Raw genomic sequence first — 18,062 nt, 5'->3', positions numbered from 1 at the left:
ACCCTCCGGTGAGTGCTGCAGCTTGGTAACTCCAGTCTCCTCGGTCCGGTCCGAATGGACAACCCTCTGAAAGCTCACACCTAGGGCGCGTCAGTGCTGAGACAAATGATCGACAGTTTGTCGACGTTTATATTTTGGACGGACTTAGAGCCAAGGACGTTGCCCGGATCTGCATCGGCACGGAGACGGACATAGGCATGGTCTCCGCAGCAAAATGGCACAATGCTTTAGACGATCTAGGCCAGCGCGTTCTGGCTTTGGATAACACCTCCACCGCCAAGATGAGGCTTTCTTTGGCAGAGCGATTTGCACAGCTGGGGAATATGGTTCTAGCGAGCGATTTAGTATCTTCACTTAGCCGCGAAACAGATGGATCAGCAATGGATTTTGGCGGCCTCAAAATTGACCACGGCGACTTCCTCTACTTTCCTCTTTTCGAACGCGAACTCAGAAACTTAGCCATTACAAACTCATACATAGGTGAGCTTGCGCTTCCAGCAAAGAAAGCGACTAACGTAGTCTTATCGAACTGCGCGACTCCAAAGGTGAGCGGCATTGCATCCGCTGCAGGACTACCTAAATGGATTTCGTCCTTAGACGCAGAGCAGTTTGATTCTGTTGAGAGCATCTCTCGTATACGGAAGATTGGCCTTCAACCATCGCATGAAATTCTAATCACAATAATTCGTAAGACCTTTTTCCAAAAGGGGAGCGGCCGTAAAGAAGAGGCCCTGCTTCGGGGCTTGGGAATGATCGGAACAAAAAATCTTTCTAGGAAAATCTTAAGCACCATGATCACAGAGGGTCTTTTGACTAGTTTCAAAGGAGACGAGGGAAACGTATATGCACCGGTACGATCCCATGCCCCTAGAATGCAAGCTATCTTAGACGAATTGAAATCTAGCAAAGATCCCCTCTGGTTAACGATAGCCGAATACTAGATTTTTGACCGCCTCCTCAAGCCCCCGCCGTATAAGCCGCGATCGCCGCCATGTTGACGATGTCGCTGTCCTTGGCGTTCAGCGACACGATCTGCACCGGCTTGTTCAGCCCGACGAGCAGCGGGCCGATCACCGTTGAGCCACCGAGTTCCTGCAGCATCTTGGTCGAGATCGAGGCCGAGTGGAACGCCGGCATGATCAGCACATTGGCCGGACCGGTGAGCCGGATGAACGGATATTGCGCCATGGCGCGGGCGTTGAGGGCGACGTCGGCGGCCATTTCGCCGTCATATTCGAAATCGACGCGGCGCTTGTCGAGGATGCGCACCGCTTCCTGGACGCGTTCAGAGCGCTCGCCCTGCGGATGGCCGAAGGTCGAGTAGGCGAGCATGGCGAGCCTCGGCTCGTAGCCCATGCGGCGCGCAAAGCCTGCGGCCTCCTCGGCGATGTCGGCGATCTGCTCGGCGTTCGGCATGTCGTGCACGGCGGTGTCGGCGACGAGGACCGTTTTACCCCGCGCGAGCACGATCGAGACGCCGATGACGCGGTGGCCGGGCTTGGCGTCGATGACGCGGCGAATGTCGTCAAGCGCGGTGGAATAGTTGCGGGTGACGCCGGTGACGATGCCGTCGGCGTCGCCTAGCGCCACCATGCAGGCGGCGAAGTGGTTGCGGTCGTTGTTGATCAGCCGCTGGCAGTCGCGGAACAGGAAGCCTTTGCGCTGCATGCGCTCGTAGAGATAATCGGTGTAGATGCCGTTGCGGCGCGACAGCCGGGCGTTGATGATCTCGATGCCTTGCTTGTTGAGGTCGATGCCGGCGTGCCTGGCGTTTTCCTTGATGACGTCGTCGCGGCCGAGCAGGATGGCGGTGCCGAGCCGCTGGTTCACATAGGAGACCGCGGCGCGCATGACCTGCTCCTCCTCGCCCTCGGCAAAGACGATGCGCTTGGGCTGGCGGCGTACGCGGTCGTAGATGCGCTGCAGGGTCGAGGCGATCGGGTCGCGGCGGGCGGACAGTTCCTGCGCGTAGCGGTCAAGGTCAAGGATGGGCTTGCGGGCGACGCCGCTATCCATCGCCGCCTTGGCCACCGCGATCGGGATGGCCGAGATCAGGCGAGGGTCGAATGGCACCGGAATGATGTAGTTGGGCCCGAATTTCGGCCGATTGCCCTGATAGGCGGCGGCGACGTCGTCGGGCACGTCCTGGCGCGCAAGTGCTGCCAGCGCCTGGGCGGCGGCGATCTTCATGTCGTCATTGATGGTGGTGGCCCTGACATCCAGCGCACCGCGGAAGATGTAGGGGAAGCCGAGCACGTTGTTGACCTGGTTAGGATAGTCAGAACGCCCGGTTGCCATGATGGCGTCGGTGCGGATCTCGGCCACTTCCTCCGGCGTGATCTCCGGGTCGGGATTGGCCATGGCGAAAATGATCGGGTTCTTGGCCATAGACTTCAACATTGCGGTGGTCAGCGCACCCTTGGCGGAAAGACCAAGGAAGACATCGGCGCCGTCGAGCGCCTCGGCGAGGCTACGCGCCTCGGTCTTGACCGCATGCGCCGATTTCCACTGGTTCATGCCTTCGGTACGGCCTTGAAAGACCACGCCCTTGGTGTCGCACAGAATGATGTTTTCGGGCGTGAAGCCCATCGCCTTCATCAATTCGATGCAAGCGATGCCGGCGGCACCGGCGCCGTTGCAGACCATCTTCGTCGTCTTCATGTCGCGGCCGGTGACCTCCAGCGCGTTGATCAGGCCGGCGGACGAGATGATGGCGGTGCCGTGCTGGTCGTCATGGAAGACCGGGATGTCCATCAATTCGCGCAGCCGCTGCTCGATGATGAAACACTCAGGCGCCTTGATGTCCTCGAGATTGATGCCGCCGAAGGACGGGCCGAGGAACCGCACGCAGTTGATGAACTCCTCGGCGTCCTCGGTATCGACCTCGAGATCGATGGAATCGACATCGGCGAAGCGCTTGAACAGCACTGCCTTGCCTTCCATCACCGGCTTGGAAGCCAACGCGCCGAGATTGCCGAGGCCAAGGATCGCGGTGCCGTTGGAGATGACGGCGACCATGTTGCCGCGTGTCGTGTAGTCGAAGGCGCGGCTGGGGTCCTCGGCGATGGCCAGAACCGGAACCGCGACACCAGGCGAATAGGCGAGACTCAGATCGCGTTGCGTTGCCATCGGCTTGGTGGCGACGACTTCCAGCTTGCCGGGGCGGCCCATGGCGTGGAATTCGAGCGCTTCCTGCGCGCTGACGGACGGACCGTTGTTCTCGGTTTTCCTGGCCATGATGTTCTTGATTTCCTCGCCGGTGCAGCACCTCGTTGAGGCGGGTGCTTTGTTTCGATTCGAATTAAGACCACGCGCCGCCGCGTGTAAACCGCCAGCGCTTGGGAATCGCGGATCGTCCAGGAAATTGCGAACACCCGGTAGCCCGGTCGTCCCCTGCTTTTCGAAGCCCCGGCATTAAACCGCGCGATCACATCTGCTAGCGTGCAGCGCATGAACATGCACAGCCCGAACGAGCCGGACGCCCCCGCTGCGATGACACCGGTGCCCACCGCCCACGCCGGCGCCACGCCGATGATAGAGCAGTTCATCGAGATCAAGGCGGCGAACCCGGACTCGCTGCTGTTCTATCGCATGGGCGATTTCTACGAGCTGTTCTTCGACGATGCCGAGAAGGCGAGCCGGGCGCTGGGCATCGTGCTGACCAAGCGCGGCAAGTACCAAGGGCTCGACATTCCGATGTGCGGCGTGCCGGTGCATGCGGCCGACGACTATCTGCAGAAGCTGATCGGCCAGGGTTTTCGCGTTGCCGTCTGCGAGCAGATCGAGGATCCGGCCGAGGCGAAGAAACGCGGCGGCAAATCGGTGGTGCGCCGCGACGTGGTGCGGCTGGTGACGCCGGGCACCATCACCGAGGACAAATTGCTGGCGCCCTCGGAATCGAGTTTTCTGATGGCGCTGGGGCGGGTGAAGGGTGGCGGTAGCGATCATGCCTTTGCGCTGGCCTGGATCGACATCTCGACTGGCGCCTTCCGCGTCACCGACACAACCGCCGACCGGCTGCTGGCCGACATCTTCCGTGTCGATCCGCGCGAGCTGATCGTCGCCGAGCCGGTGTTCCATGATCCGGAGCTGAAGCCGGTGTTCGACGTGCTCGGCCGGGTCGCCAGCCCTCAGCCGCCGTCGCTGTTCGATTCGGCCTCGGCCACCGGGCGCATCGCTCGCTTCTTCGACGTGGCGACGCCGGACAGCTTCGGTGCCTTTTCGCGCGCCGAGCTGTCGGCGATCTCAGGCGCCATCGCCTATGTCGAGAAGACGCAGAAGGCCGAGCGGCCACCGCTGTCGCGGCCCGAGCGCGAGGAGCAGGGTTCGACCCTGTTCATCGATCCGGCGACGCGCGGCAACCTCGAACTGCTGCGCACGCTGTCGGGCAGCCGCGAGGGGTCGCTGTTCAAGGCGATCGATCGCACGGTGACGGGCGGCGGTGCAAGGCTGCTTGCCGACAGGCTGATGGCGCCTCTGACCGACCCGGCCGCGATCGGCGCCAGACTGGATTCGGTATCGTTCTTCCGGTCCGAGACGCGGCTGTGCCAGGCGGTACGGTCGAGCCTGAAGAGCGTCGCCGACATGCCGCGCGCGCTGTCCAGGCTGGCGCTCAACCGCGGCGGCCCGCGCGATCTCGGCGCGCTGCGCGCCGGTTTCGAGGCGGCAGGCGCGATCGCCGAAATCTTTGCCGCGACCGCCCTGCCCCTGGAACTCGCGGCCGCACTCGCCGCCATCCATGCGCTGCCTCAGGCGCTGGCCCAGCATTTGACGCAGGCGCTTGGCGAGGAACTGCCGCTGCTCAAGCGCGACGGCGGCTTCGTTCGCGGCGGCTATCACGCCGAACTCGACGAGATGCGGGCGCTGCGCGATGAGTCGCGAAAGGTGATCGCCGGGCTGGAGCGCTCGCTGATCGACGAGACCGGCATCCGCTCGCTGAAGATCCGGCACAACAATGTGCTCGGCTACTACATCGAGGTGACCGTCAACCACCATGCGATCATGACCGGCAGCGACGGCGCCAAGGCGCGTTTCATCCACCGCCAGACCATGGCCAACGCCATGCGTTTCACCACGACCGAACTTGCCGAACTCGAGACCAAGATCGCCAATGCCGCTGACCGGGCGCTCAGCATCGAGTTGGCCGCCTTCGAAACGCTGACGGCGGAAGCGGTCGGCGAGGCAGAAAAGATCCGCACTGGGGCCGATGCGCTGGCCGTGCTCGACGTGTCGGCGGCGCTCGCGCTTTTGTCGGAAAGCGAAGCCTGGTGCCGGCCGGTGGTGGATTCCAGCCTTGCCTTCGAGATTGCTGGCGGGCGGCATCCGGTGGTCGAGCAGGCTTTGCGCCGCTCCGGCGACGGCCCGTTCGTCGCCAATGATTGCGACCTGTCGCCAGAAGGCAGCGCCAGGAACGGCGCGATCTGGCTTCTGACCGGCCCGAACATGGGCGGCAAGTCGACGTTCCTGCGGCAGAACGCACTGATCGCCATCCTGGCCCAGACCGGCTCGTTCGTGCCAGCGGCATCGGCCCATATCGGCGTCGTCGACCGGCTGTTCTCGCGTGTCGGCGCCTCGGACGATTTGGCGCGCGGCCGCTCGACCTTCATGGTCGAGATGGTCGAGACGGCGGCGATCCTGAACCAGGCCGGCGAGCGCGCACTGGTGATCCTCGACGAGATCGGCCGCGGCACCGCCACCTTCGACGGCCTGTCGATCGCTTGGGCGGCGGTCGAATACCTGCACGAGAAAAACCGCTGCCGGGCAATCTTCGCCACCCATTTCCACGAGATGACGTCGCTCGCCGGCAAGCTGGCGCGATTGCACAACGTCACCATGCGGGTCAAGGAATGGGAAAACGACGTCGTCTTCCTGCACGAGGTCGGCAAGGGTGCGGCCGACCGCTCCTACGGCGTGCAGGTAGCGCGGCTGGCCGGCCTGCCGGAGGCGGTGGTCGACAGGGCCAAGGAAGTGCTGCACCAGCTCGAAGAAGGCGAGGTCTCAGGCAAGACCAACCGGCTGGTGGACGACCTGCCGCTGTTTTCGGTGGCGGTGAAGCGGGAAGCGCCCAAGCCGGCGAAGAACGACGCGCTGGGCGCGGCGCTGGGCGAGATCAATCCTGACGAGATGACGCCAAGGGAGGCGCTGGAAGCACTTTACCGGCTGAAGGGGCTGGCGGGCCGGTAATCAGAACAATCGGAACATCGGCGTCACCACTCCTGCCGACTGGAGCCAGCCGAGCAATTCGACCGCCAGTATCGCCACAAGGAAGTAAGAGCTGTCGATGGCGGTCCGCCTCAGCGCCACCGAGTCGAACGTGACGGGCGACGGGTCCAAGACGTCGTCGTAATCGCGCCGCAGACGAGGAAAGAAGGCCGGCACGCTTCGACAATAGCACCGATAGGCCTCGCCAAAGATCGTGTCCAGCGCGATCGCTTCGCGCGTCGCGACATAGGAAAAGACCAGATAGGTGAAGGCAAAGAGAAACGCCGAAACGATCAACGACCCGAATGTCAGCCCGACGCCAGCCAGTCCAAGGGCCGAGAAGAAATAGAGGGGGTTGCGCGTATAGGCATAGGGCCCGGTCGTAACGAGTTCCCGGTTCTTGCGTCCGCCAACATACAGCGATGCCCAGCAGCGACCGCCGATACAGATGAGGATCAGTACGGTGCCCAGAAATTCCAGCATTTCGCGACAGGTGCTGCCTTGCGGCCACCCACTCTCCGCAAACAGGGCCGGCGCCAGGACGACCGGGGCAACCAGCCAAAGGAAGCGCATCCTTCTGCCCTGTTGAAAAGCCTTCGCGGAAAGCGGCATTGGGGACTTTTTCTGCACTTGCGTGACCGCCTCAGTCGTTGCGCACCGCGGCTCCCTTGTCGATCCAGGCCGGCGGCAATCCCATCCGATCGCCGAGGAAGCCGACCAGGCCGAGCGATTTGCCGAATGCCTTACAGGCCGGGTATTTGGGTTCGCCGCCGAACATGGCGCGCAGCTCCGCCCTGGTGGGGAGTGACGGCAGTTTGCCGAACGGCGTCTTGCCGGTGACCAGGAGCTTGCTAAAATCGTCCCCGAACTTCGCCGCCAGGTTGTAGGCATCGCCCTCTCGGGCGACCCGGCCGGAATCCAGCAGGGCGTTCGCGCCACGTCCCCAGATCATGGCTGCCGCCTGCTTGCCGTTGTCACCAATCGCTTCGGCTTCAAGCGACAGGCTGCCCAATCCGATCGGCAGGCGCGGAACCGGAATGTGCATGCCGGGCAGCGCGACGGAAACCGCCGTGGACGCGACTTTCGAAACGCCTGCCGCCAACGCATTCGTCGGCGCCACACGCGTTACCATCGCGTGGACCGTCAGGTCGGCCGGCTCGGTCAGGGCGACCAGTTGAAAGCGCCGGCTCAGGCCGGAGCAGACGGTCCTGTCGACGGCATTCGCGATCAGGCCGCGCTGGGCCGGTGTCAGTGTCGATTTTCCGGCGGCGGGCTGCGAAAAGCCCGTTGGAATGATTCGAACGGTTTTTGCTGCAAGCACGTCGTCCCTGCTCACCCGCATTAGTGAGCGGGCTAACAAACCGTCCGACGGTTTCAACTCGTCATAGGATTGCAGTGAGCCTACCTGATCCAGGGGCGCGGACGCGCAGCCGACCGCGAGCATGCTCAAGACCAGCACAAACGGCCGTGTTATGCGGTGGTCCGCGCGGCACGCTCTCGGATCGACCGGGCCATGACTGATGTGAGCCTCGCGACGGAAACGCAAGCAAGCTGCCATGGATGCCTCTGTCTGGGTTCGCCTTGCGGGCGTGTTGGGGAGCGTCAATATTTGCACTCAGTGCAATAAATTGATGGCGCTATTATGGCAAGGCGTGACGACGAGGCTTGAACGTGCACCAAATTTCTTGTCGCATTTGAGGAACGTTCATGACAGGAACGCTCCATGACCGATGCGCCAAAACCAGAGGGCCTGCGCGAGCGGAAGCGGCGAGAAACGGCCAACCGCATCGCCGAAGCCGGCCTGAAGGCTTTCCTGGCCAATGGCTATGACGCGACCACGCTTGACGAGATAGCCGCGGCCGCAGGCATCTCGCGCCGGACGTTCTTCCACTATTTCGAGAGCAAGGACGAGGTTCTGTTTGCGAATCTGGGCAACTACGCAAGCATGGTCAAAGCGTCGATCCTCGCCGAGCCGCCCACCGGAGCGGCGATCGACATCGCCCGCGGCGCATTGCTCAATCTTGTCGGCAGCTTGCTGGGATCGGAAATGATGGCGACAGCAAAGGTCATGCGGGAAAGCAAGACGCTGCGCTCGCGCAGGCACACCGGCTACCTGCAGTTCGAGCAAGCCATTTTCGACGGTTTACGCGAGTTGCGGCCAGACCAGGCGCGCGACAGTCTGCGACTGGTCTCCTTGGTGGCAATCGTCGCGCTGCGCCTGGCTGTCGAAACATGGCAGCAGCAAAACGCCAGGCATCCGCTGGCAGGATATGTCCGGGACGCCTTTGAAAAGCTGAAAACCGAGATTCGATAAGTCAGCCGCCTGAAGTGAAAAACTCAATCCGGAATTTGCGGTGGAAAGAAGAGAGCAAGCGTTGGAACGAATCTCAGCCGCGCCGCGTCACACGGTCCACAAGATCGGAGACATCAAGGTCACGTCTCTGCGCGACGGTTATGCCTAGATCATCTCCAGGCCGCGCTTGCGTGTCGGCGGCGGGAAGGCGCGGTCGAGATCGGCGAGGTCTTTCGCTGTAAGCATTATGTCCAGCGCCGCGACATTCTGGCGGACATGTTCCTGGCTGCTTGCCTTGGGAATGGCGATGACGCCCTCCTGATGCATCACCCAGGCCAAAGCGATTTGCGCCGGGGTCGCATTGTGGCGGGCGGCAACGGCGTCGAGCCTGGCGTTGCGCGCCAACGCGCCCTGCTCGACCGGCGAATAGGCCATCAAGGGAATGCCGCGCTGTCGGCTCCAGGGCGCCAGATCGAATTCGAGGCCACGCCGGACCAGATTGTAGAGCACCTGGTTGGTCTGGACGTTACCGCCGTCGGGCAAGCCGACCAGCTCTTCCATCTCGTCGGCGTCGAAATTGCTGACGCCCCAGTGGCGGATCTTGCCGGCCTTTTTCAGGGTCTCGAAGGCCGCGACCGTTTCCGTCAGCGGCACGCTGCCGGGCCAATGCAGCAAATAGAGATCGATGCGGTCGGTGCGCAGGCGTTTCAGGCTGTTCTCGCAGGCGCGCTGCACGCCCGCGCGCGAAGCGTTTGATGGTAGAACTTTCGAGACCAGGAAGGTCTCGTCGCGGCGCCCGGCAATAGCCTCGGCCACCACCTCCTCGGCGCCGCCGCTGGCATACATTTCAGCGGTGTCGATCAGCGTGATGCCGAGGTCGAGGCCGAGCTTGAGAGCATTCACCTCATCGGTACGGCGGCCGATAGCCTCGCCCATCTTCCATGTCCCCTGACCAAGCACCTGAACGGCTTCACCCGAGGGCAGCGTGGTGGTTCTGATGGTCGATGGCATGGCGGGCCTCCAATTGGGGGCCCGATCGCATCACAGGCTGGGCGAGAAATCCAGAGGACTTCTCGCCGCCTTGGCGATTGCCTGAAGCTTACTTCACCGGATGGGCGGCGAGCCAATCCTGCAACTGCTTGATCTCGGCTTCCTGCGCGGCGATGACGCCTTCGGCGAGCTTGCGGATTTCCGGGTCCTTGCCATTGGCAAGCTCGACCTTTGCCATGTCGATGGCACCCTGATGGTGCGGGATCATGCCCTTGACGAAATCGACGTCGGCATTGCCGGTGTACTCTGACGCCATCATGTCGGCATGCATCTTGTCCATCGCCGCTTTGTAGCCTTCGGTCGAAGGACTGGTCGCGTCCGTCGCCATGGCGCCCATGTCGTGTTTCATCTCTTCGCTCTGCGCCGGGACGCTTTCGAGGAAGACGGCAAGCAGCATTCCGGCCGCCATCAGCAAAAGCACGAGTTTTTTAGCCAAGGTCATTCATGGTCTCCTGTTGGGTGGGTTTCGTATTTGGGGGCTTTGATCAGAGTTTCAATGTTCTCAGCCGCAGAGCGTTTGATATCACCGACACCGAGGACAGGCTCATCGCCGCCGCCGCCAGCATCGGCGACAAAAGCGTGCCGGTGAGCGGATAGAGCACGCCGGCGGCGACCGGCACGCCAAGCACGTTGTAGAGGAAGGCGAAGAACAGGTTCTGGCGGATGTTGCGGATCGTTGCCTGGGCCAGTGTGCGGGCGCGGACGATGCTGTTGAGGTCGCCCTTGACCAGTGTGATGCCGGCGCTTTCGACCGCGACATCGGCGCCTGTGCCCATGGCGATGCCGACATCGGCGGCGGCAAGCGCGGGCGCGTCGTTGACGCCGTCGCCGGCCATGGCAACGCCCGCGCCTTTTCTGCGCAGTTCCTCGACGAGGGCTGCCTTCTGTTCCGGCAACAGGCCGGCGCGAACCTCATCGATGCCGAGTCTTCTGGCGATCGCGTTGGCCGTGCGTTCATTGTCGCCGGTCGCCATGATGATCCTCAAACCACTGTCATGCAGCGCCCTGATCGCCTCGGCGGTGGTCGCCTTGACCGGGTCGGCGACAACGACGATGCCGGCCAGTTTCTTGCCGACGGCAACGAACATCGCCGTCTTGCCTTCTGTCTGCAGCGTCTCGGCCTGGGCCGAGATGGATGCGATGTCGATACCGAGATCGGCCATCATGGCGGCATTGCCGAGCGCGACCTTTTTTCCCGACACGGTGCCGGAAACGCCCTTGCCCGTGACCGCCTCGAAGCCGCTGGCATCGGCGACGGTCACGCCGCGCATGGCGGCGCCTTCGACGATGGCTTCGGCCAGTGGATGCTCCGAGCCCTTCTCCAGGCCTGCGGCAAGTGCCAGCAATTCGTCCTCGGAAAAGCCTTTGGCTGCAACGACATCGGTCAGTTTCGGCCGGCCTTCGGTCAACGTACCCGTCTTGTCGACGATCAGCGTGTCGACGGAGGCGAAGCGTTCGAGTGCTGCGGCTTCCTTGATCAGCACGCCGGCGTGCGCCCCGCGCCCGGTGGCGGTCATGATCGACATCGGCGTGGCGAGGCCGAGCGCACAGGGACAAGCGATGATCAGCACCGACACCGCCGAGACGATGGCAAAGATCAGGCTGGGCTCGGGTCCAAACACAGCCCAGGCGATGAAAGCAGCAATCGCGACAAGGACGACCGCCGGGACAAAGTAGAAAGAAACGCGATCGGCCAACCCTTGAATCGGGGCGCGCGAGCGTTGCGCCTTGGCGACGAGCTCGACGATGCGCGCCAGGGTCGTCTCGGAGCCGATCCGCTCGGCGCGCATGATCAGCGAACCGTTCTTATTGAGCGTGCCGCCGGTCAGGGCATCGCCTTCAGTCTTTTCGACCGGCAGCGGCTCACCGGTAATCATCGATTCGTCTATCGAGGAACGGCCTTCCAACACGATGCCGTCGACCGGCACCGCGTCGCCGGGGCGGATGCGCAGGCGATCGCCGGCCTTGACCGCGTCGAGCGACACATCGCTTTCGGAACCGTCGGCGGCGATCAGCCGCGCAGTCTTCGGCGCGAGATCGAGCAAGGCGCGGATTGCCGATCCGGTCTTTTCACGGGCGCGCAGCTCCAGCACCTGGCCAAGGAAAACCAGTGCGACGATGACGGCGGCAGCTTCGAAATAGACCGGCACGGCACCGCCATGGCCGCGGAACTGATGCGGAAAAATGTCCGGAAACAGCGTGGCGACGACGCTGTAGATATAGGCGGCACCGACGCCGAGCGAGATCAGCGTCCACATGTTGGGGCTGCGGTTGACGAGCGACTCCCAGCCGCGATGGAAGAAAGGCAGCGCCGCCCACAGCACGACAGGACTGGCCAATGCCAGCTCCAGCCAGACCATCGTCCGCTCGTCGATAAGGGACGAAAACGTCAGTCCGAGCATCGGGGCCATGGCGACGATCAGCAAGGGAACCGACAGCGCGGCACTGACCCAGAACCGCCTGGTGAAATCGACAAGCTCGGGATTTGGCCCTTCATCGCCTGTCGGCACGCCCATCGGCTCCAGGGCCATGCCACAGATGGGGCAGGAACCGGGCTTGTCGCGGACGATTTCAGGATGCATCGGGCAGGTGTATTGCGTGCCCTTGGGCATCTCCTGGGGCGCCGGCCTGTCGCCGAGATATTTTTGCGGCTCAGCCTCGAACTTCGCCTGGCAAGCGGCCGAGCAGAAATAGAAGCCCTGACCTTCGTGGCGGGCGAAGTGCCTGGCTGTCGCGCGGACGACGCTCATGCCGCACACCGGATCGGTGGCCGTCAGGAATTTTTCCGGCTCGGCGACGAATTTCGTGCGGCAGCCTTGACTGCAGAAATGGTAGAGATGGCCATCATGCTCGGCGGTCGGTTTGCCGGCGGCCAGGTCGACGGTCATGCCGCAGACCGGGTCGCGGACGACGGCCTTCGCGGCAGGCGCTGCGCCGTTTGTCGAGCAGCAGCTGCCATGTATGTGATGATCGTGATCGGAAAGCGTCATGCGAAAAATGCCTCAATGGGTCGGCGTATGACGCGGAGATAGGGCTTCCAGTAACTGGAAGGTCAAGGGGTTAAATTTCTTCATCTCACGGCGTCGCGCGTGCTAGGAAGCCGCAGCTTCTTCCAATCCAAATGCATCGATCCTGTTCGAAAGAAGAAAAAATCATCCCATTCGACCACCGCGGAGAGCTCGTCCTCTCGCCCCATACCCAGCGCCGCGAAAACGCGCTATAGACGCCGCCGAAAAGGCAAGGCCGACCTGGACATATGGCAAGAATCTCCCTGAAGCTCGACGAACTGATCGATGGCGAAGCCATGCGCGGCGAGATGACCGCGCTGACCGCGGCCACGGCAGGCGACGGTTCCGGACAGGCAGCGCGAAGCGGTGTGCTCCAGCTGCTCAAGGGGCGGCTGGCAGAGGGGCGCGCCATTGCCGAACGGATGCTCAGGGACGACGGCGGCGGCAGCGCCTGCGCGGCGCGGCTGTCGCATCTCATGGACGAGATTATCCGGGCGCTTTACGATTTCGCCGTCACCCATGTCTACCGGGTCAAGAACCCGTCTTCGGCGGAGCGCATGGCCGTCGTCGCCGTCGGCGGCTATGGCCGCGGCACGCTGGCGCCTGGGTCCGACATCGATCTGTTGTTCCTGCTGCCCTACAAGCAGACGCCGTGGGGCGAACAGACCGTCGAGTACATGCTCTACATGCTGTGGGATCTCGGGCTGAAGGTTGGCCACGCCACCCGCAACATCGACGAATGCCTGCGCCTGTCGCGCACCGACGTCACCATCCGCACTTCGATCCTCGAAGCGCGTTTCCTGTGGGGCGAGGAAAAACTCTATGACGAGCTGATGCTGCGCTTCGACCATGAGGTGGTGCGCACGACGGGCCCCGAATATGTCCAGGCCAAGCTTGCCGAACGCGACGATCGCCATGCGAAGGCCGGTGAAAGCCGCTATCTCGTGGAGCCCAACGTCAAGGACGGCAAGGGCGGCCTGCGCGACCTGCAGACGCTGTTCTGGATCGGTAAATATTTCTACCGGGTGCGCACCGGCGAGGAACTGGTCGACAAGGGCGTCTTCACCGAGGGCGAATACCGGGAGTTCCAGAAGGCCGAGGATTTTCTGTGGGCGATACGCTGCCACATGCATTTTCTCACCGGCAAGGCCGAGGAACGGCTGCATTTCGACATCCAGCGCGAGATCGCCGAACGGCTCGGCTATACCACTCACCCCGGCCTGTCGGCGGTCGAGCGCTTCATGAAGCACTATTTCCTCGTCGCCAAGGATGTCGGCGACCTGACCCGCATCTTCTGCGCCGCGCTCGAAGAAGAGCAGGCCAAGCACGTGCCGGGCTTCAACCGTATCTTCCTCACCTTCTCGCGCCGCAAGCGCAAGCTGGCCGGCACGTCGGACTTCATCGTCGACAACCACCGCATCAACATCGCCGACGACCAGGTGTTCGAACGCGATCCGGTCAATCTTTTGAGATTGTTCTGGTTCGCCGACAAGCACGGCCTGGAGTTCCACCCCGATGCGCTGAAGCTGCTGACCCGCTCGCTCGGCCTGGTCAACAAATCGCTGCGGCGTGACGAGGAGGCCAACCGGCTGTTCCTCGACATCCTGACCTCGGACCGCAATGCCGAACTCAATCTGCGGCGCATGAACGAGGCCGGGCTGCTCGGCAGACTGATCCCGGATTTCGGCAAGATCGTCGCCATGATGCAGTTCTCGATGTACCACCATTATACGGTGGACGAGCACCTGATCCGCTGCATCGGCGTGCTGGCCGAGATCGAACGCGGCGACGGCGAAAAGGTCCATCCCCTCTCGCATACGCTGATGCCGGGACTGAAGAAGAGCCGCGAGGCGCTCTATGTCGCCGTGCTTCTTCACGACATCGCCAAGGGCAGGCCCGAAGACCATTCGGAAGCGGGCGCCAGGATCGCCCGGCGCATCTGCCCGCATATGGGGCTGTCCCCGGCCGATACCGAAACCGTTGCCTGGCTGGTCGAGAACCACCTGGTGATGTCGATGACGGCGCAGACCCGCGACCTCAACGACCGCAAGACCATCGAGGATTTCGCCGCGATCGTACAGTCGGTCGAGCGGCTGAAGCTGCTTTTGATCCTCACCGTCTGCGACATCAGGGGCGTCGGACCCGGTGTCTGGAACGGCTGGAAGGGCCAGTTGCTGCGCACGCTCTACTACGAGACCGAATTGCTGCTGACGGGCGGGTTTTCGGAAGTGTCGCGCGCCCAGCGCACGGCGGCGGCGCGCGAGCTTCTCGCCGAAGCACTTGCCAGTTGGCCGGACAAGGTCCGTAAGCGCTATGTCGGCCAACATTACGAGAACTACCTTTTGACCGTCGATCTCGCCGACCAGCTGCGCCATGCCGAATTCATCCGCGAGGCTGATGTGGCGGGCAAGAAGCTTGCCACCATGGTCAAGACCCACCAGTTCGAGGCAGTGACCGAAATCACCGTGCTGGCGCAGGACCATCCCCGCCTGCTCTCGGTCATCGCCGGGGCCTGCGCCGGAGCCGGCGGCAACATCGTCGACGCGCAGATCTTCACGACGTCGGACGGCCGCGCCCTGGACACCATCCTGATCTCGCGAGAATTCGACCGCGACGAGGACGAGCGCCGGCGGGCCGAGCGTGTCGGCCGGTTGATCGAGGACGTGCTGTCCGGTAAGAGCTGGCTGCCGGAGATGATCGAGAAGCGCACCAAGCCACGGCGCGGCGCCAAGGTGTTCAAGATCCCGCCGCGCGCCGAAATCCGCAACACACTGTCGAACCGTTTTTCGGTCGTCGAGGTCGAAGGCCTGGACCGGCCGGGTTTGCTGTCGGAGATCACCGGAACGCTTTCCGACCTGTCGCTCGACATCGCATCGGCCCACATCACCACCTTCGGCGAAAAGGTCATCGACACCTTCTATGTCACCGATCTCACCGGCCAGAAGATCGACAGCCCGGCCCGCATCGCCACCATTCGCAACCGGCTGATGGCAACGCTCGAAGGCATCGTGCCCGAACGCGGCGGCAAAGCCAGGGTGGCGGCCGCCGAGTGACCGCCACCATCACTTTGTCCTTATCCTGTAGGCAGTCTCCAAACGCATGAGCCTCGTCAAGAAATTCGCAACGGTCGCTTCCGGCACGCTGATGAGCCGCGCGCTCGGCTTCGGCCGTGAGATGCTGATGGCCGCAGCACTCGGCACCGGACCGGTCGCCGACGCCTTCAACGCCGCCTTCCAGTTTCCCAACACGTTTCGCCGGCTGTTTGCAGAGGGCGCCTTCAACGCCGCCTTCGTGCCGCTGTTCGCCAAGGAGATCGAGACCCACGGCACCGATGGCGCCAAGCGCTTTTCCGAGGAAGTGTTCGGCGCGCTGTTCACGGCGCTGCTGGCGCTGACGATCGTCATGGAACTGTCGATGCCGCTGATCGTGCGCTATCTGGTGGCGCCGGGTTTTGCCAGCACACCGGGGAAATTCGACACCACGGTGACGCTGGCGACGATCATGTTCCCCTACCTGATCTGCATGTCGCTGGGCGCCATGATGGCGGGCATGCTGAATTCGCTGCGCCGCTACTTCGCCGCCGCCGTTGCGCCGGTGTTCCTCAACGTCATCCTGATCGGCGTGCTCGCCTATGCCTGGTACAAGGGCTCGGACGCACTCACCGTCGGCTATGGGCTGTCCTGGGGCGTGCTTGCCGCCGGATTGGTGCAACTGGCGATCGTCTGGGTGGCGGTGCGCCATGCCGGCATCTCTATCGGCTTCCGCCGTCCGAAAATGACGCCCGCTGTCAAGCGGCTGCTGATCCTGGCGCTGCCGGCGGCGATCACCGGCGGCATCACCCAGATCAACCAGCTGATCGGCACGGCGATCGCCTCGGCACAGAACAGCGCTGTCTCTTCGCTTGCCTATGCCGACCGCATCTACCAGCTGCCGCTCGGCGTGGTCGGGGTGGCGGTCGCGATCGTGCTATTGCCTGAACTGTCGCGGGCGCTGAAGTCGGGCAATCCGATCGAGGCGGCCAATCTGCAGAACCGCTCGGTCGAATTCACGCTGTTCCTGACCTTGCCGGCAGCAGCCGCACTCTGGGTGATGTCGGAACCGATCGTGCGGCTGGTCTACGAGCGTGGCGCGTTTGCCGCCAACGGCTCGACGCCGACGGTGGCGGCGATCCTGGCCATCTTCGGCCTCGGCCTGCCGGCCTTCGTGCTGATCAAGGCATTTACTCCAGGATATTTCGCCCGCGAGGACACGCGCACGCCGATGATCTTTGCCGCCATCTCGGTGGCGGTGAACGTGACGACGGCGCTGACGCTGTTTCCACGGATGGGCGCTCCCGGCATTGCGGTAGCCTCGGCCGTCGCCGGCTGGGTCAACGCGGTGATGCTGCTCGGCGTCTTGATCCGGCGCGGCCATTGGGGCCGCGACGTACCGCTGATTAAGCGCATTCCAAGGCTGGTGCTGTCGGCGGTGGTGATGGGGGCGGCGCTCTATTTTGCCGAGCACTGGTTCGCCGTAAGGCTCGGCCCGGGGTCGCCGCTGGTCGTCAAGGCGACGACGCTTCTGGCGCTGGTTGCCGGTGGGGCGCTGCTCTACTTCGTCACCGCATTTGCAACCGGTGGGGCCGATTTCGGTATGATCCGGCGCAATGTCGGGCGGAAGGGCACGCCGCCTGTCAAGGAACAGTCTCCAGATCCGTGAGCCGGAATTCGTCCGCCGTCGAAAGCATCGGAACGCCATAGTAGCGCGCGCAAGCGTAGTGAAAACAGTCGGCTAGGTTCAGGCGAATGGCGTTATTGCGAAACCGCGACGCGGCCTCGACTGACAGAGATGCTGCATCGGAGGCTGGCGGAAGCTCCCGCAAGGCAATTGCCCGCTCTTCGAGAAAACGGCTGACTATCTTCAGGCTTAGGTCGACCGGTATGGCCAGCTTTTCCGATCGCGAAAGCGCCATTGCTGCTTCCCAAACGGCGATCGCCGACGTGAATGGAGCCGACGCTTCCATGACCGCCTGCGCGCAGCGCTGGGCTTCGGCCTCATGGCTCAGCATCGCGACGATAGCGGCCGCGTCGACAAACATCAGTCTTCGCCGGACAGTTCGTCGTAAACCGAGCGCGGCAATGGCCTGCGGGCCTGCTCGCTTAGCTCAATCCCGAACTCGGTCCGTAACCGAGCCGCCGTCTCCAGCGGCGTCTCGCGGTTGCGTCGGCGCTCAAGCGCTTCACGCATGGCGATCACGATCGCCTCGGTGATGCCGACACCCTCGACCTTGGCGAAGGCGCGCGTCAGGCTGTCCGCCTCCTTGTTGTTGATGTTGATCGTCATCTCGCAGCCCTGCCTTACCAGAAATGTAGCAGAGAATATGTAGTAGCCTACATAACTATGTCAACATGATCATAGCCACTTTGACATCCCAAACCGCCTCTTGATCCGCTCCACGCCTTCGTCCATAAGCGCGCCGTCGCAAGACTTTCGCCGCGCGCGAAACGGCCCTCCACAAGCCATGAGGACAA

The 18,062-nt window shown here is 63.0% G+C and carries 13 protein-coding genes; 5 read left to right on the top strand and 8 right to left on the bottom strand.

The window, feature by feature from the left end; genetic code table 11:
- Positions 1-197: 197 nt before the first annotated feature.
- Complete coding sequence (locus tag NKI73_RS27660; protein WP_352634392.1) at positions 198-941, top strand: hypothetical protein; 744 nt, start codon at positions 198-200, stop codon at positions 939-941.
- A 16-nt stretch (positions 942-957) separates the two neighbouring features.
- Here NKI73_RS27660 and NKI73_RS27655 read toward each other — a convergent pair whose 3' ends face one another.
- The gene (locus NKI73_RS27655; protein ID WP_352634390.1) at positions 958-3,237 is read right to left on the bottom strand and encodes an NADP-dependent malic enzyme; all 2,280 of its coding nucleotides are present in this window, start codon (positions 3,235-3,237) and stop codon (positions 958-960) included.
- A gap of 213 nt (positions 3,238-3,450) precedes the next feature.
- On the opposite strand from NKI73_RS27655, the gene mutS reads away from it, so the two are divergent.
- The gene (mutS, locus tag NKI73_RS27650; RefSeq protein WP_352634388.1) at positions 3,451-6,183 is read left to right on the top strand and encodes a DNA mismatch repair protein MutS; all 2,733 of its coding nucleotides are present in this window, start codon (positions 3,451-3,453) and stop codon (positions 6,181-6,183) included.
- On the opposite strand, the gene NKI73_RS27645 is transcribed toward mutS, so the two are convergent.
- On the bottom strand, positions 6,184-6,774 hold the full coding sequence (locus tag NKI73_RS27645) for a methyltransferase family protein (RefSeq protein ID WP_352634387.1): 591 nt from the start codon (positions 6,772-6,774) through the stop codon (positions 6,184-6,186).
- 70 nt (positions 6,775-6,844) lie between these two features.
- Positions 6,845-7,645 carry a DUF3313 domain-containing protein gene (locus NKI73_RS27640; RefSeq protein WP_352634397.1) on the bottom strand — a complete coding sequence of 267 codons (801 nt, stop codon included), beginning with the start codon at positions 7,643-7,645 and terminating at the stop codon, positions 6,845-6,847.
- Between the two features lie 279 nt (positions 7,646-7,924).
- Here NKI73_RS27640 and NKI73_RS27635 point away from each other — a divergent pair, with 279 nt between their 5' ends.
- Complete coding sequence (locus tag NKI73_RS27635; RefSeq protein WP_352634385.1) at positions 7,925-8,515, top strand: TetR/AcrR family transcriptional regulator; 591 nt, start codon at positions 7,925-7,927, stop codon at positions 8,513-8,515.
- A 144-nt stretch (positions 8,516-8,659) separates the two neighbouring features.
- Here NKI73_RS27635 and NKI73_RS27630 read toward each other — a convergent pair whose 3' ends face one another.
- The 3 genes from NKI73_RS27630 to NKI73_RS27620 form a co-directional block, all read right to left on the bottom strand.
- Positions 8,660-9,505 carry an aldo/keto reductase gene (locus tag NKI73_RS27630; protein WP_352634383.1) on the bottom strand — a complete coding sequence of 282 codons (846 nt, stop codon included), beginning with the start codon at positions 9,503-9,505 and terminating at the stop codon, positions 8,660-8,662.
- An 88-nt stretch (positions 9,506-9,593) separates the two neighbouring features.
- A complete protein-coding gene (gene copM, locus NKI73_RS27625; RefSeq protein WP_352634381.1) occupies positions 9,594-9,986 on the bottom strand; it encodes a CopM family metallochaperone in 393 nt (130 codons plus the stop codon).
- Between the two features lie 43 nt (positions 9,987-10,029).
- A complete protein-coding gene (locus NKI73_RS27620) occupies positions 10,030-12,534 on the bottom strand; it encodes a heavy metal translocating P-type ATPase (RefSeq protein ID WP_352634379.1) in 2,505 nt (834 codons plus the stop codon).
- A 266-nt stretch (positions 12,535-12,800) separates the two neighbouring features.
- Between NKI73_RS27620 and NKI73_RS27615 the strand changes: the two genes are divergently transcribed.
- Complete coding sequence (locus tag NKI73_RS27615; protein WP_352634377.1) at positions 12,801-15,605, top strand: [protein-PII] uridylyltransferase; 2,805 nt, start codon at positions 12,801-12,803, stop codon at positions 15,603-15,605.
- Positions 15,606-15,651: 46 nt separating this feature from the next.
- Complete coding sequence (murJ, locus tag NKI73_RS27610) at positions 15,652-17,250, top strand: murein biosynthesis integral membrane protein MurJ (RefSeq protein ID WP_352634375.1); 1,599 nt, start codon at positions 15,652-15,654, stop codon at positions 17,248-17,250.
- On the opposite strand, the gene NKI73_RS27605 is transcribed toward murJ, so the two are convergent.
- A complete protein-coding gene (locus NKI73_RS27605; protein WP_352634373.1) occupies positions 17,225-17,629 on the bottom strand; it encodes a type II toxin-antitoxin system VapC family toxin in 405 nt (134 codons plus the stop codon). The two genes, murJ and NKI73_RS27605, sit on opposite strands and share 26 nt — an antisense overlap.
- Entirely contained in the window at positions 17,629-17,874 is a 246-nt protein-coding gene (locus NKI73_RS27600) for a type II toxin-antitoxin system VapB family antitoxin (protein ID WP_352634371.1), read from the bottom strand. The genes NKI73_RS27605 and NKI73_RS27600 overlap by 1 nt, the downstream gene beginning before the upstream one ends.
- Positions 17,875-18,062 lie beyond the last annotated feature (188 nt).

It is taken from the genome of Mesorhizobium sp. M0496 (assembly GCF_040321205.1).
In the GTDB taxonomy this organism is placed as follows: Bacteria; Pseudomonadota; Alphaproteobacteria; order Rhizobiales; family Rhizobiaceae; genus Mesorhizobium.
The sequence above is the reverse complement of the archived record's forward strand: the minus strand, read 5'-3'. Positions and strand labels throughout refer to the sequence as shown.

Excerpts from the sequence above, each read along its gene's own strand:
- NKI73_RS27635 (WP_352634385.1), top strand. The coding sequence starts at position 7,925 with ATGACCGATGCGCCAAAACCAGAGGGCCTGCGCGAGCGGAAGCGGCGA.
- NKI73_RS27600 (WP_352634371.1), bottom strand. The coding sequence starts at position 17,874 with ATGACGATCAACATCAACAACAAGGAGGCGGACAGCCTGACGCGCGCC.
- NKI73_RS27660 (WP_352634392.1), top strand. The coding sequence starts at position 198 with ATGGTCTCCGCAGCAAAATGGCACAATGCTTTAGACGATCTAGGCCAG.
- NKI73_RS27620 (WP_352634379.1), bottom strand. The coding sequence starts at position 12,534 with ATGACGCTTTCCGATCACGATCATCACATACATGGCAGCTGCTGCTCG.
- NKI73_RS27615 (WP_352634377.1), top strand. The coding sequence starts at position 12,801 with ATGGCAAGAATCTCCCTGAAGCTCGACGAACTGATCGATGGCGAAGCC.
- NKI73_RS27630 (WP_352634383.1), bottom strand. The coding sequence starts at position 9,505 with ATGCCATCGACCATCAGAACCACCACGCTGCCCTCGGGTGAAGCCGTT.
- NKI73_RS27605 (WP_352634373.1), bottom strand. The coding sequence starts at position 17,629 with ATGTTTGTCGACGCGGCCGCTATCGTCGCGATGCTGAGCCATGAGGCC.
- NKI73_RS27655 (WP_352634390.1), bottom strand. The coding sequence starts at position 3,237 with ATGGCCAGGAAAACCGAGAACAACGGTCCGTCCGTCAGCGCGCAGGAA.
- NKI73_RS27645 (WP_352634387.1), bottom strand. The coding sequence starts at position 6,774 with ATGCGCTTCCTTTGGCTGGTTGCCCCGGTCGTCCTGGCGCCGGCCCTG.
- mutS (WP_352634388.1), top strand. The coding sequence starts at position 3,451 with ATGAACATGCACAGCCCGAACGAGCCGGACGCCCCCGCTGCGATGACA.
- copM (WP_352634381.1), bottom strand. The coding sequence starts at position 9,986 with ATGACCTTGGCTAAAAAACTCGTGCTTTTGCTGATGGCGGCCGGAATG.
- NKI73_RS27640 (WP_352634397.1), bottom strand. The coding sequence starts at position 7,645 with ATGCTCGCGGTCGGCTGCGCGTCCGCGCCCCTGGATCAGGTAGGCTCA.
- murJ (WP_352634375.1), top strand. The coding sequence starts at position 15,652 with ATGAGCCTCGTCAAGAAATTCGCAACGGTCGCTTCCGGCACGCTGATG.